This is a genomic window from Sphingosinicella rhizophila, from assembly GCF_032378825.1.
GTDB classification, from domain to species: domain Bacteria; phylum Pseudomonadota; class Alphaproteobacteria; order Sphingomonadales; family Sphingomonadaceae; genus Allosphingosinicella; species Allosphingosinicella rhizophila.
Genome location: NZ_JAVUPU010000003.1, coordinates 87186 through 100425 on the forward strand (window position 1 = coordinate 87186; position 13240 = coordinate 100425).

Annotated in this window: 12 protein-coding genes and 1 pseudogene; 12 read left to right on the plus strand and 1 reads right to left on the minus strand. The window is 59.9% G+C overall.

Annotated features, from left to right (window positions below):
- Nucleotides 1-251 precede the first annotated feature (251 nt).
- The 10 genes from RQX22_RS06545 to RQX22_RS06590 all read left to right on the plus strand — a co-directional run bounded on the left by RQX22_RS06545 (nt 252) and on the right by RQX22_RS06590 (nt 11539).
- Nucleotides 252-878 (plus strand): TetR/AcrR family transcriptional regulator, encoded by a 627-nt coding sequence (locus RQX22_RS06545; RefSeq protein WP_315724806.1) that lies wholly within the window; start codon nt 252-254, stop codon nt 876-878.
- A gap of 381 nt (nt 879-1259) precedes the next feature.
- Nucleotides 1260-2177 (plus strand): serine hydrolase, encoded by a 918-nt coding sequence (locus RQX22_RS06550; RefSeq protein ID WP_315724808.1) that lies wholly within the window; start codon nt 1260-1262, stop codon nt 2175-2177.
- Nucleotides 2177-3505: an MFS transporter gene (locus tag RQX22_RS06555; RefSeq protein WP_315724810.1), complete on the plus strand. Its 1329-nt coding sequence runs from the start codon at nt 2177-2179 to the stop codon at nt 3503-3505. Before RQX22_RS06550 ends, RQX22_RS06555 begins: the two co-directional genes overlap by 1 nt.
- Nucleotides 3506-3639: 134 nt before the next feature.
- Nucleotides 3640-4521 (plus strand): ABC transporter ATP-binding protein, encoded by an 882-nt coding sequence (locus tag RQX22_RS06560; protein ID WP_315724812.1) that lies wholly within the window; start codon nt 3640-3642, stop codon nt 4519-4521.
- A 10-nt stretch (nt 4522-4531) separates the two neighbouring features.
- Nucleotides 4532-8107: an ABC transporter permease/M1 family aminopeptidase gene (locus RQX22_RS06565; RefSeq protein ID WP_315724814.1), complete on the plus strand. Its 3576-nt coding sequence runs from the start codon at nt 4532-4534 to the stop codon at nt 8105-8107.
- 383 nt (nt 8108-8490) lie between these two features.
- The gene (locus RQX22_RS06570; RefSeq protein WP_315724816.1) at nt 8491-9300 is read left to right on the plus strand and encodes a LuxR family transcriptional regulator; all 810 of its coding nucleotides are present in this window, start codon (nt 8491-8493) and stop codon (nt 9298-9300) included.
- Nucleotides 9301-9353: 53 nt separating this feature from the next.
- Nucleotides 9354-9956, plus strand: a complete 603-nt coding sequence (locus tag RQX22_RS06575) for an acyl-homoserine-lactone synthase (protein WP_315724818.1) — start codon at nt 9354-9356, stop codon at nt 9954-9956.
- Nucleotides 9953-10813: a phytanoyl-CoA dioxygenase family protein gene (locus tag RQX22_RS06580; RefSeq protein WP_315724820.1), complete on the plus strand. Its 861-nt coding sequence runs from the start codon at nt 9953-9955 to the stop codon at nt 10811-10813. Before RQX22_RS06575 ends, RQX22_RS06580 begins: the two co-directional genes overlap by 4 nt.
- Complete coding sequence (locus tag RQX22_RS06585) at nt 10813-10995, plus strand: transcriptional regulator domain-containing protein (protein WP_315724822.1); 183 nt, start codon at nt 10813-10815, stop codon at nt 10993-10995. The genes RQX22_RS06580 and RQX22_RS06585 overlap by 1 nt, the downstream gene beginning before the upstream one ends.
- Nucleotides 10996-11026: 31 nt before the next feature.
- Nucleotides 11027-11539: a DNA -binding domain-containing protein gene (locus tag RQX22_RS06590; protein ID WP_315724824.1), complete on the plus strand. Its 513-nt coding sequence runs from the start codon at nt 11027-11029 to the stop codon at nt 11537-11539.
- 2 nt (nt 11540-11541) lie between these two features.
- Here RQX22_RS06590 and RQX22_RS06595 read toward each other — a convergent pair whose 3' ends face one another.
- Entirely contained in the window at nt 11542-11778 is a 237-nt protein-coding gene (locus RQX22_RS06595) for a helix-turn-helix domain-containing protein (RefSeq protein ID WP_315724825.1), read from the minus strand.
- 80 nt (nt 11779-11858) lie between these two features.
- Here RQX22_RS06595 and RQX22_RS06600 point away from each other — a divergent pair, with 80 nt between their 5' ends.
- Together RQX22_RS06600 and RQX22_RS06605 are read left to right on the plus strand one after the other, a co-directional pair.
- Nucleotides 11859-12173, plus strand: coding sequence for a hypothetical protein (locus tag RQX22_RS06600; protein WP_315724827.1), 315 nt, complete (start codon nt 11859-11861; stop codon nt 12171-12173).
- A 359-nt stretch (nt 12174-12532) separates the two neighbouring features.
- Nucleotides 12533-13201: pseudogene (locus tag RQX22_RS06605) on the plus strand (ArdC family protein); the annotation flags it as partial.
- Between the last annotated feature and the right edge of the window lie 39 nt (nt 13202-13240).

Genomic DNA, 13240 nt, shown 5'->3' on the forward strand with positions numbered 1-13240 from the left:
GTGGATTGTCACCTCGCGCCCGCGGGGCGATACCTACGCGCGTCAGTTAGCCGGGGAGGTCTTCCCGTTACGAGGCACATCCATCTACGAGTGGTGCTTCACTAGCTTTAGCGAAACAAAGCAGTGCGGCTCCGAGCGTGCTGGCGGAATCCAGGTCCGTAAGACCTATAATCTTCCGCCCCCTCCCAATGAATTTTTGCTAAATGGTGCTGCACTGGGTCTCGGTTCGGAAAGAGGAGTAGGCAGGGGGAATGGCAAAGCCAGCGCAGCGGCGTACACAAGAAGAACGGTCACGTGAAATGCGCGAGCGGTTGATCGATGCTGCCCTCGATTGCCTGCAGATGTTAGGTTATCGCCAGACAACGGTGGCTCGCGTATGCGCGAGAGCGGGGGTGTCGAGCGGTGCGATGTTGCACCATTTCGCTGGCAAACTGGATCTGTTCGCAGCGGCGCACGATCACGCCTTTGAGGCGATCCACCGGCGGTATGTCGAAATTGGTCGCTCCACACCTTCTCACGAGGAGCGTTGGCGGAGGATCGTTGAGAGTTTCTGGAACGATGCCACGCAGGACCGTTATGTGGTTGCGGGCAACGAACTCGTACTTGCCTCACGCTCAGATGAGGCGCTCAACACCCGGCTGGAAGCCACAAGTGCCATGCGGATCGGGAGGATGCGTGCGCTCTGGAAAGAGCTTTTCGCCGATGCAATCGATCCGGAGCCGCACCTTCTCGTCGAATTAACGTTGTATCTGGTTCGCAGCCTGAAAACGGTGCGCAGTGGACCATCGGCGACGGCATGGAGCGAAGAACATTTCGCGCGCTGGATGCGTATGGTCGATCCATTGATGGCAGTACGAAGCGGGCCAGCAGTCGGCTGACGCCGGATTCATGCAGAAGTAAGATCGATGGGCCGAGGAGGAGAATTCTTCTCGACAAGTCTTTTGCGGTTACTTACATACCGAGCATGCGCTATGTAAGTAACGCGTGATTAAGTTGGTACGCGGAAAGGCGATGCCGAAGGGAGGGGCACGGGTGAGCGTTGGATTTGTCTGGTGGGCGAGAGATCATGAATTGAGAGAGATGGATCTCCCCGTTGATGCCGTTCACCTAGACGCCGCGGAGGGAAGCGGGCGAAAGAACGATATTATCGCGCGGCTTGGCGCAGTTCTTGATTCGTCAATAAGCCGCCTCGACAATCTGGGGGGAATCATCGGCCTCCATGTCGAAGGACGCCCGCCGATCATATTAACAGCGCTGAGTTGGCGCGCGATGGGCAACTTGACCTGACGATGCCGGTCGCCACACTTACTGATCTTGCGAGCATCGACCCTACCCCTACCGTCGAGCACCTCGCGATGAGCCAATCCGGTTTGGGTGCCTATGAGGGCCCGACGGTGAGCTCTCATTATTCGGCTGGTGTACGCCTAGAGCCTACAGAGCTCCTCAACGTGGCTATGCTTTCTGGTCCCGTGTTCCAACCGGGCGCGCAATTCGATTACGGGAACATCAACTTCGGATTGCTTTCACTTGTGATTGAGGCGGTTACGCGCGAGCCGCTTGCTCTGGTGGTGCGGCCCGAGGTGCTCGACCCGCTCGGGCTCGAGATGTGGTTGGCGGCGAGCGAGAAGCTCCCGGACGGTTACATTGACTGGCAAGACATCCAGCTCAGTCACAACACTGCCGAGAATTTCCTGCTGATCCGAAACGGCGGCAGGGCCCGCTCGCAAGCTATCGAGGTGAGCATCGCCTGGCGTCCGTGGGCCGACTGGGATCTAACGACCTCGGGTGCGCTTATCGATGCCGAGCTTCGTGAGGATGCGACGGGCGTGTTCGGACGCAAGGGCGACCGACTGCCAGGATCGGCGCGTACGCGGCTGGCCAACATTATACAGCAAAATGTCCATCTTGGAGACCATGGCGCCTACTTGCGCGTCGAACATCAGTATATCGGCAAGTCTCGTAGCACGATCCACTATCGCATTTCCGAAAGTCTCGGCGATTATCACCACATCAACCTACGAGTCGATGTGCAATTCGGCCAATTCGAAGGTGCGGCGTTCATAAGTAATCTGACCGGCAGTGATGCTAAGGTGGCTGCCCTGCCAACGAAAAGGCCAGCTACAGCCGTGCGGCTTAGACCGCGCACCGTTGGGCTAATGCTGCGAGCACGCTCTTAATGGCTTCCCTCGCGACTAGCGCAGCGGAGGATGTGCTTTATCCTGCACCGCGACAAGGATGGATTGGCGTTGCGCTTTTCGTTTTAGCAATCGTCATTGCATATATCGATCGTCAGATCCTTACGCTTGTGGTCGAGCCGCTGAGAGCTGCATTTGCCGTAAGCGACGCCCAAATCGGAATGTTGCAGGGCTTTTCGATCGCACTGCTGTTCGCGGCAATGGCGATGCCGATTGGTCGCCTGATCGATATTCACAACCGGCGTAACATCTTGATCGCAAGCGTGCTGTTCTGGTCAGCCATGACGTTGCTCTGCGGGTTCGCGCAAAATTTCTGGCAGCTCTTTTTGTTTCGCTTAGGGGTTGGACTGGGTGAGGCGGGGCTTTATCCTGCAATATATTCGATGATCGCCGACATGTTCCCGCCCAAGCGGCGGATGACCGCCAACGTAGTCTTTTACATTGGTGCCCTACTCGGCGCGAGCGTGGGGATCTCGCTCGGCGGGGCAGGTATTGAGCTGTTGGAAGACCTGCGTCCGACAATTCCCGCCTTATCGGAGCACGATCTGTGGCGTGTCGTATTTGTTGCCGCAGGCGCGATCGGGCCAGTACTTGCGCTGTTGCTCCTCGCGATCCGCGAGCCCAGCCGTAAGGGGCTGAAGGTTGGTGAGGGGCGGCCGCGCTGGCGCGAGCTGGCCCTACATCTCCGCCATGAGCCCCGGCTCTATGTACCCATACTGCTCGGCACTGCGCTGCTCGGGATCGCCGATACGGGGTTGATCTCATGGTTTCCCACGGTGCTCGTCCGCACCTTCGGGTATAGTGGTGGCGAGGCAGGCATTGTGATGGGGGTGGTGCTCGCCTTCGGATCCTCTGCCGGTGTTGCGACGGCCGCCGTCATCGCCCGCGAGCTTCGAGCGCGCGGGCGCGACGATGCCTTCCTCTGTGTTGTGCTGACAGGCATCCTGATGTGCGCCCCGGCTACAATATTCTCCACGGTCGTCGCTGGTAGAACGACTGCGTTGATCCTTTTCGGGTTTCAGATCTACGCGATCTTCATCGCCAATGGGCTGCTGCCGACGATTGTGCAGGAGATCAGCCCCAATCGCTTTCGCGGACAGATCGTCGCTCTCCAGTATTTATGCGTATATCTGCTGAGCGGTCTGGGCGTGGTGCTTGTCGGACATTGTTCCGATCTACTGTCGACCAAGGGCTTCGGAATGGCGCAGGCGATGGCTCTCGTAATTTTGCCCGCCGTGGCCCTTGCGGGAGCCGTTTTTTGGTACGGGGCCTGTGCCTATCGTCATCGCGCTTCGCAGGTCTCACGATGAGCGCGAGCCTGACGCTCTCGAACCCAATGCGTGTAGGGTTGATGGACGCTCCGTCGTCCGTCTCCGAGGACGCGTTTGAACGCTCCTGCTCACGCCGCTGAGCCGCCAGCAACAGAACGGAAGGAACGAGTATCATGCTGAGTATCGAGCAGCTTTCGCATGTCTATCCGAACGGCATGCGCGCACTAGACCGCGTGAATTTGGAGATACCGCGTGGCATGTTCGGACTGCTCGGTCCGAATGGCGCGGGTAAATCGACACTGATGCGCACGCTTGCTACATTGCAGGCGCCGAGCGAAGGGCGCATCCGCTTCGGCGATATCGACGTTCTGGCCGAACCCGGGAGACTGCGCGCCACACTGGGATTTCTGCCGCAGGATTTCGGCGTCTATCCCCGGGTCTCGGCCTACGAACTTCTTGACCACTTGGCGGTCCTGAAGGGCATCGCACATGCGGGCCAGCGCCGCGATACTGTCGCCTCGCTGCTCAACAAGGTCAATTTGTGGAGCGTGCGCAATAAGGCGGTCGCTGGCTTTTCGGGTGGCATGCGTCAGCGATTTGGGATCGCACAGGCGCTAGTCGGCGACCCTGCTCTGATCATCGTCGATGAGCCCACCGCGGGTCTCGACCCCGAGGAGAGCAACCGCTTCCTAAATCTGCTCGCAGAGATAGGCGAGAATGTCGTTGTCATCCTTTCAACGCACATCGTCGGGGACGTCGCCGATCTCTGCCCACGTATGGCGGTGCTCGCCAATGGCCGGATCTTGCTGGAAGGTTCGCCAGCTGAGTTAATGGCCGAAATGCGCGGACGGATATGGCGCAAGACGATCGATCGCGCTGAATTGGCAACGTACCAGAAGAGCCACGAAATCATCAGCACACGGCTGTTCGCGGGCCGCACGGTGATTCATGTGCTTGCTAACGAAAAGCCTGCGAGCGACTTCGATGTCACTGAAGGCGGACTTGAGGACGTCTACTTCTCAACCCTTTCGGCCATGCGCCGCACCGCGGGCTGAGGACTCCATCATGTTTACCGACATCGCCCGCTTCGAGCTCCGATACCAGATGCGCCAGCCCATATTCTGGGTGGTGATTTTGGTGGTATTCGTTTTCGCCTTTGCGACGGTTGCGCTGGACCAACTTGACATTGGCGCGGGCGGGAACGTGCTCAAGAATTCCCCCTATGCGATCCTGCAGACGCATCTGGTGATGAGCATGTTCTTCATGTTTGTGACGACAGCCTTTGTCGCCAATATCGTGGTGCGGGATGAAGATACGGGCTTCGCCCCGATTATCCGCGCGACCCCGGTTCGCAAGCGCGATTATCTCTTCGGCCGTTTTACTGGCGCCTTTTGCGCGGCGGCCATCTCATTCCTCGCAGTGCCGCTTGGAGGACTTGTCGGGTCGATGATGCCGTGGATCGACCCTGAGACACTCGGGCCCGTGCCTGCGGGTGCTTATGTCTTCGGCTATGCCATTCTCGCGCTTCCGGGGCTCTGGTTGACCGCAACCCTGTTCTTCGCGGTCGCGACCCTGACGCGCTCGATGATGTGGACTTACGTCTGCGTGGTTGCACTGCTCATCGTCTATGTGATTGCCGATGTGGTCTTAGGAAGACCACATCTTGAGACGGTAGCCGCCATGGCGGATCCATTCGGATTGTCGGCTTACGCGCTTGCGACGCAATATTGGACAGCGACCGAGCGGAACAGCATGGTCCCAGCACTCGAGGGTCTGTTGCTTTGGAACCGGATGTTGTGGTTCGGGGCGGGCGTTGGGCTCCTCTTCTTCGCATATGCGTACTTTCGCCCCGAGGGTAAGGCGCGGGCGACCGCCCGGGCCGACGGCGAGACGACGCAAGACGTGCCGCCGCCGCAGGCTTCCGGCCCCCCATCGGCGCCTCCGATAGGGAGAAGTGCGGCTGCGTGGGCCCAGCTTCTCTGCCGTACTCGTTTCGAGTTGATGCAGGTGTTCCGTAGTCCGGCCTTCGCCGTCCTGCTCCTCTTGGGCTTATTCAACGCACTTGCTGGGCTACTGCTTAGTGACGATCTCTACGGCGCGAGGCTCTACCCTGTCACGCGGCGGATCATTGAGACGCTACGCAGCTCCTTCAGCCTCGTTCCGGTCGTCGTCGCCATTTATTATGCCGGTGAGCTTGTGTGGCGCGAGCGCGACCGCCGGATTCACGAAATCGTCGATGCCACACCGGCGCCTGACTGGATCTTGATCGTGCCCAAGGTTGTCGCAATCGCGCTGGCCTTGATCACGATGCTCGTCACGAGCACTCTTGCAGGCGTGGCGCTCCAACTGGGCAGCGGCTTTTCCGAGTTCGAGATGGCCAAATATCTCGGCTGGTACCTGTTACCGAAAGCGGTCGATTGGATGCTGATCGCCATCCTGGCGGTGGCTCTTCAATCGGTCGCCCCCACCAAATATCTGGGGTGGGGATTGATGTTGCTCTATCTAGTGCTGACGCTGATTTCCGCTCAGATCGGTCTCGATCACAATCTGCTACTCTACGGGCAATCGCCATCAGTGCCATTGTCTGACATGAATGGCACGGGAATTGCCGGAATCGCAGCTTGGTGGTTTCGTGCCTACTGGCTGTCATTTTCGGTGCTGTTGCTGGTTCTCGCACACGTACTATGGCGACGCGGCTCCGAGACGAGGCTGGCGCCGCGTCTGATGCTTCTGCCACAATGGCTGATGAAGGGGGCCGCCGGGAAGATTGCGCTGGCGTCGCTGCTCGTGTTCGCGCTCCTGGGTAGTTTCATCTTCCTCAACACCAACGTCTGGAACGAGTATCGCGACGCGAACGAGAGTGACCGCTTTTCCGCTGATCTGGAGAAGACGTTGCTGCGCTATGAGCGACTACCCCAGCCGGCAGTGACCGATGTGAAGCTCGAACTGGCAATCGATCCCGTGAAACCCAGCCTTATCACCAGAGGGCATTATGTGCTTGAGAACAAAACGGCTTCGGCGCTCCGCCATGTTCATCTGCGCTGGGATCGCGATACGCGCGTAACTCGGCTCAATGTTGAAAATGCACGGCTCGAAAAAACATATGGCAAATTCAATTATCAGATCTTCCGCTTCGCTCGTGACCTCGCACCGGGGGAACGAGCACTGCTTAGCTTTGAGACGGTTCGTAGTCAGCGAGGCTTCAAGAACAGCGGCAATATGAACCGCATTGTGGGCAACGGTACTTTTGTCGACAACACCGAATTCGCGCCGATGGTCGGCATGTCGCGTCGTGGGCTGCTTGCTGACCGCACTAAGCGCCGTCGATATGGACTGCCCCCTGAGTTGCGCATGCATCCTTTGGCGGATATCGCGGCTCGCCGTCGCAGCTATATCGAAACTGACATAGTCAATTCTGATATCACGGTTACGACCGCCGCGGATCAGATCCCAATCGCGCCAGGCAGCAAGGTATCTGATGTAGTAACGGCCGGCCGGCGGACGGCGCGCTTTGTTTCCGATGCGCCTGTTCAGAACTTCTTCTCGATCCAGTCGGCACGGTATGCGGTGAAGACGCGCAACCGTAAGGGTGTGTCACTCGAGGTCTATTACCATCCACAGCACGCTTGGAACGTCGACCGTATGCTCACTGCGCTCGAAGCAGGGCTTGATTATTTTCAAGAGAATTTCGGTCCCTACCAATATCGTCAAGCACGCATCGTCGAGTTCCCTGCATACGACATGTTTGCGCAGGCATTCGCGGGAACCATGCCGTATTCGGAATCTCTTGGCTTTATAACTGATCTGCGGGATCGATCGAAGATCGATTATGTCACCTATGTAACTGCTCACGAGTTGGGCCATCAATGGTGGGCGCATCAGGTGGTAGGCGCCAATGTCGCAGGTGCGACGAGCCTTTCGGAGACGCTGGCACAATATTCCGCCATCATGGTGATGGAGAAGCTCTACGGCCCCGAGAAGATCCGCCAGTTCCTCAAGTTCGAGCTGGACGCCTATTTAAAAGCGCGAGGACGCGAGATCGTTGAGGAAGTGCCACTGATGCGCGTCGAGAACCAGGGCTATATTCATTATCGCAAGGGCAGTCTCGTCATGTATCTGTTGCGCGACCAAATGGGTGAGGCTGCGGTGAATCGCGCGCTGCGCCGGTTGATTGACCGCTTCGGCGCAAGGAATCCGCCCTATCCAACCTCACTCGACCTGATCGCGGCCCTGCGCGCAGAGGCGAAACCGGAACAACAACGGATGATCACTGACTTATTCGAGAAAATTACCTTGTACGACGTACGGACAGTAGGTGCTGCGTCCAGACGCCGGCCTGACGGGCGCTGGGACGTGGCAGTGACAGTCCTGGCGAAAAAATTCTATGCCGATGGTCAAGGTCAGGAGCGGGAAGTTCCTCTCGTGGAGCATTTCGATGTAGGGCTCTTCACCGAGGCGCCCGGTAGCAACACGTTCGGCCCTGAAAAGGTCATCCTCCTCGAGACGCGACCGCTACGCTCTGGGCAACAGGTGCTTCGCTTCGTCACTGATCGAGCGCCGGCTTATGCCGGAGCGGACCCTTATAACAAACGCATCGATCGCCGATCAGGAGACAATTTAGCCCAAGTCGTCGTCCGATGAATATCGTTCTGGAAATCCGATGGCGGACTCGACGCGAAGTGCTAGATCAAAGAGCGAAAGCGCGCGCGGGAAACAACCGCTGCCCGGTCAAGGTCGTGTGGATACTTCAATGACCTCGCACAACGCACTTTCGTTGGCCTCTAACATGCCGAACCGATTCGAGGCTCTGTCATCGTTACCGATGGTTTCAGTAAATGGTGCCAACTCCACTTCGTAGAGAAGCTCCTTCCCCACTTCGCGGCCGTTGCGTGGAACGGCAGTGGAATTTCATTCCGCCCCTTGGGAGACCGTACGGACGGTCGCAACATCTCAAATTGTGCTGGACAAAGCGCAAAATTCTGTGCGGCTTCAATCCTGCAACGACTCTCTTGCGTGCCTAGGGAATGGGTCGCCTGATATCAATGGCAACCCACGGCTGCTCAGATCGAGCGATCAAGATTGCAGGCCAATTCATCGGGGCACTGTCGTCCGTTCAAAGCGAGGCCGCTCTGCGCCGCTTGATGGGCGATGTGACGCGAGACATGAACTTTCGTCATTTCGCGTTGATTACTCATGAAGATCTGCGCCTGAGGCTCCCAGGGCAGGTGGATATTCGTGACTATCCTGAAGGAATTGCCGACCGAATTATCGGACAAGGAGAGTTCCGCAGGGATCCTGTAATGCGCGGCTGCGCGTTTGCCGATAGCGCCTTCATCTGGTCGGACCTTCACCGCCTGATCGTCTTGAATCGCCGTGATCTGAAATCCTTGCAATTCGGCTTACAAGAAGGACTGGATGAGGGTGTCACCGTACCGTGCTATAAGCTCGGCCAATGTCTCGGCTCCTGTACCTTCGCTGGGCGCCGAAAGCCCTTTCCCGCTGAACGCGCTCTGGGCGTAGCCCAGATGATCGGCATATTCGCGTTTCAGCGCGCCAGGCAGCTTGTTGGCGGAGATCAAACCCCGGCACCGCCTCCACGCCTCAATCCTCGGCCGCGCGATTGCATTGTGCTGGCGGGTCGTGGCCTCACGAACAAGCAGATCGCCCGCTCCCTCGGCCTCGCGCCCCGCACGGTCGACGGTTATCTGACCGATGCTCGCCGGCTGTTCGGCGTAACCGACCGGATGGAGCTGGTCACAGCAGCAATCTTCGCAGGTGAAATCGGGCTGCACGAAATCCGCAAAAATCAATCCCGAGCATTTGCACTGGGATAGTTTGAGGCCTCGGCCGGTGCTTCCTTGTGCACGAAAATTGCAGGGGACGCACCATGATCCATCTCATCGAGAACCGTTATATCTCGCCGCATCGTTCCGTGCTCGAGACGATGTTCGTCGATAGGAAGAAGCAGTTCGTCGATCTGTTCGGCTGGGATGTCCCGGTGGTGGACGGCCATTTCGAGATCGATCAGTTTGACAACGAGCATGCCGTTTATCTGGTCGCGGCAGATTTGACGGGCACGCACGAGGCCTCGCTGCGCCTCTTGCCTTCCATGCATCCGCATGTGCTGGACACGCTCTTCTCGCACCTTTGCCCCGGCGGCGTCCCGATTGGCCCCACGACATGGGAGAGTACGCGCCTGTGCTTGCCTGCCAGGCACGGCGCCGGGCGGAGAAAGGAACTCCGCAATCTTTTGATCTCGGCAATGGTTGATTTCGCGCTCGCGCGAGGCATCGAACGGCTGACCGGCGTCATACCTGAGCCGTTTCGAAAGGAAGTGCTCGCGATGGGGTGGCGGGCGGAGCCGCTTGGCCCAGCCGTACGGATCCCAGGCGGCCCGATCGGAGCGTTCGCCGTTCAAGTAGAGCCCGATACGCCCGAACGGCTCGCCTGGACTGGTACCTACGTACAAGCTCAGGCGCTCCCAGCATGAGGACGCCTTCATCGGATCGTCGTGCGGCCTTGCTGGCACGCAACGGTTATCACGTTCTAAGGAACGCGCTCGCCCCGTCGATTCTCCATCGCCTGCAGATCGACCTGGCACCAAGCTTCGCCCTTACGCCCATGTGCCAGGGCGTCTTTTACGGCGAGCGAACGCGGCGTTTCGGGGCGCTGCTGCGCCGTTCCAGACATGCCGAGGCGCTCGTGATGCACCCTCTGGTTCTTGCGGTCGTCGAGCAGCTTCTTCTTCCTTGGTGCGACCGGATTGCCCTCAATCTGACCCAAGCGGTCGAGATACATCCGGGAGCGCTGCCGCAGCTGCCGCATCGCGATCAGGATATGTGGCTGGGACCCAAGGGCCAACTGGAATATCTCGTCAACGTCATGTGGCCGCTTGACGTATTTACCGAGGCGAACGGCGGTACGCGGCTGTGGCCTGGCAGCCATGACGACCAGGAAATCGCTGACCTCCCAGGGGAAGCCGCGATCGTCCCCGAAATGGTGCCCGGGGATGCACTTCTGTTCCTTGGCTCGACCTTGCATGGGGGCGGCGCGAATGCCTCGAATGCGCCACGCCGCGGCGTGATCGTCAGCTATTGCCTTGGCTGGCTCAAGCCGTTCGAGCTGCAGTGGCTCGTTTATCCGCCAGCTGTCGCGAAACACTTCTCGCCGGAACTGGCGGCGCTGGTCGGCTACGCTCAGCACCGGCCCAACCTTGGCAATGTCGAGGGGCAGTGCCCCTCCGTACTGCTGGGGGACGAAGTTCCCGAGCATCTCGGCGCGGTGGACGCCCTCCGTCCCGACCAGGAGGCAATGGCGGCGAGCTTCCTCGCTTGCCAGTCGGACTGATGCCGGTCTGGGTGCCGCCGGACTGGCGGGATGCCGGCGCCTATGCGCCGGTCCTCGCCGGTGGCCGGCCGGCGCTGGCCTGGGAGTTGCTGCGTCGCGACCCCGATTATGGCGCGTTCGCTCGCAGGGGCGGCGCGACAACTGCGGGCGCCGCGCGTTGGGGGCTGCACTTTCCCGGCTGATCCGAGGGACGATTGTGCCCGCGCCCGCTACTTGTGGACGGCGGATGCCGACCCGCACGTGCTGCGGGTTCGCGTGTCGCCTCCAGTGGGTGCCGGATCGAGATCGATCGACTTGTTGACGCTGCCGGGCTGCATGTTGCGCTACGACGACCGCACTCATGTGCGGCTAGATTTGACCGATGGCGTCCTTCGGCTCGATGTGATCGGGAGATCGATGGTGGCAGGTGAGGTGACAATAGAGCCGGCGATCGATCTTGCCCGCTCAATAGATCCCCAGATCGCGTCGCTGCGCCGGTTGGATGCCCTTCTTCGCGGTGATCTTCGGCCCTTTGTCGATCAGCGCTTCATCCGTCTGGTCGAGGCACTGCGCGTACGCGATGCGCTTGCGGACGGCGCCAGCCTGCGTGACATCGGTCTCGCGATGTATGGCGGGGACTGGCCGGGCGATGGCGAGCACTCGAAATCGCGAGTGCGTCGCAGGATCGTGCTGGCGGAGAGGCTCATTCGGGCCGGGCCGCGGGCAGCGCTGACGGGGAGGATCTAGTCCTAGGTGCCTATACCCGATCGCGACTTTTCGACCGGCGACACGAGGTCGACGATGTCGCAGCCGAGCACGTCGGCAAGCTTGGCCAGCATGTCGGTGGTTGCGCTATTCTCCCTGCGCTCGAGCTTGCCGATATAGTTTCGATTGACGTTCGCGCGCCCAGCAAGCTCCTCCTGCGACAAGCCCGCAGTCTTGCGCAGTCGCTTGAGGTTGGAAGCGACGCGTTCCCGAACGACCATCCTGGGAAATCACAGCTTCACCCAATATAGTGCCACCCAATATATTAGGTATTTTGCGTGGACGTGATTAAGATGCCCGGATGTCATGTCGCGAGCTCACGCCATTCGATCGGCTCGATCGTGTCGCACCAAAGGGCGGTCTAGTCCTCGACTATGATCGCCGGCACCTGCTCATCTATGCGGAGCTGCTCTATGCCGAGGCGGCGGGACTGGACTGGCAGTCCGGTGCGCTCGACATTCTGGGCATCGACCCTTTGGTCGATCCCGATCATGCGCGCTCCTGCTGGGACAGCCATCTCGCCCGGGCACGTTGGATCACGAGCGAAGGTCTCGATGATGCGATCGAGGCGTTCGGCAATCTTCCCCTTCACGTCGGGTCTAATTCGCTGAAGTGACATTCGTGCGCCTCGCGTGCTTCGCACGCGACCGCGCTCTACGTCGTCTTTGCGACGCCGAGCCCCTCACAGGTCTCGGCCTGTCGGTGACGATCGACTGGCGCGTTTCGTGGTCGCCGCAGCTTCTGGCTGCGGCGGCTTTTATTGGTGGGCCTTCCCTTATCGGCGGGTGTGGCCGGCGCTTCCGCCTGAGACCCGTCGCGGCCCGCGCAACGCCGCTTGTGCGGCGTGCTTCATGTCCATTGCGCCCCCTTGGGTGCGCGCGCCGCTTGAGCCGGGCCTCCTCTGGTCGCGTCTCGCCGCCCACCCCCGCCTTTCGCGGGAAGCTTTTTGGCTTTTTGGGCGGGAGAGGAGGCTATGTGTCCAGACCATCCAAACATCGTGCCCGTGGCAAGGCTGCCGAGGGCGCCGAGCCGCGCGTCAATCTCTTTGACGAGGTGACCCGCCGTATCATCGCCGAGCTCGAACAGGGGCGGGTGCCCTGGGTTCAGCCATGGGGCAAAGCCGCGTGCGCCGGACCCTCATTGCCGCGCAACGCGCTTACCGGCCGTGCCTACTCCGGCGTCAACGTCCTGCTCCTGTGGGGCGCTGTCATCGCCAATAACTATCCATCGCAAAGCTGGCTGACCTTCCGGCAGGCACAGGAAGCGGGCGGCTGCGTCATCAAGGGCGTGCACGGGCAGACAGTGGTTTATGCCGATCGCTTCACCCCCGAGGCCGAGAAGGAGCGGGCCGCCCGCGACGGCGATGATGCCCGCACAGTGCCGTTCCTCAAGCGCTTCACCGTCTTCAACATCGCCCAATGCGAGGGCCTCCGCCCCGGTCTCGCCCTCGATCCCGTTCCTTTGCCCGAGCGCGAGATCATGCCGGTCGCCGAGGAGGTGATCGCCGCCTCCGGCGTCGAATTCCGGATCGGCGGCGACAAGGCTTATTATGTCCCGGGAGCCGACTTTGTGGCCGTTCCGCCGCAGCCTGCCTTCTTCGACCAGATCAATTATTACCGCACCTGCCTGCATGAACTGACCCATAATGCCGTAACCGGGATTATGCCGCATGGCCTCTGCTGG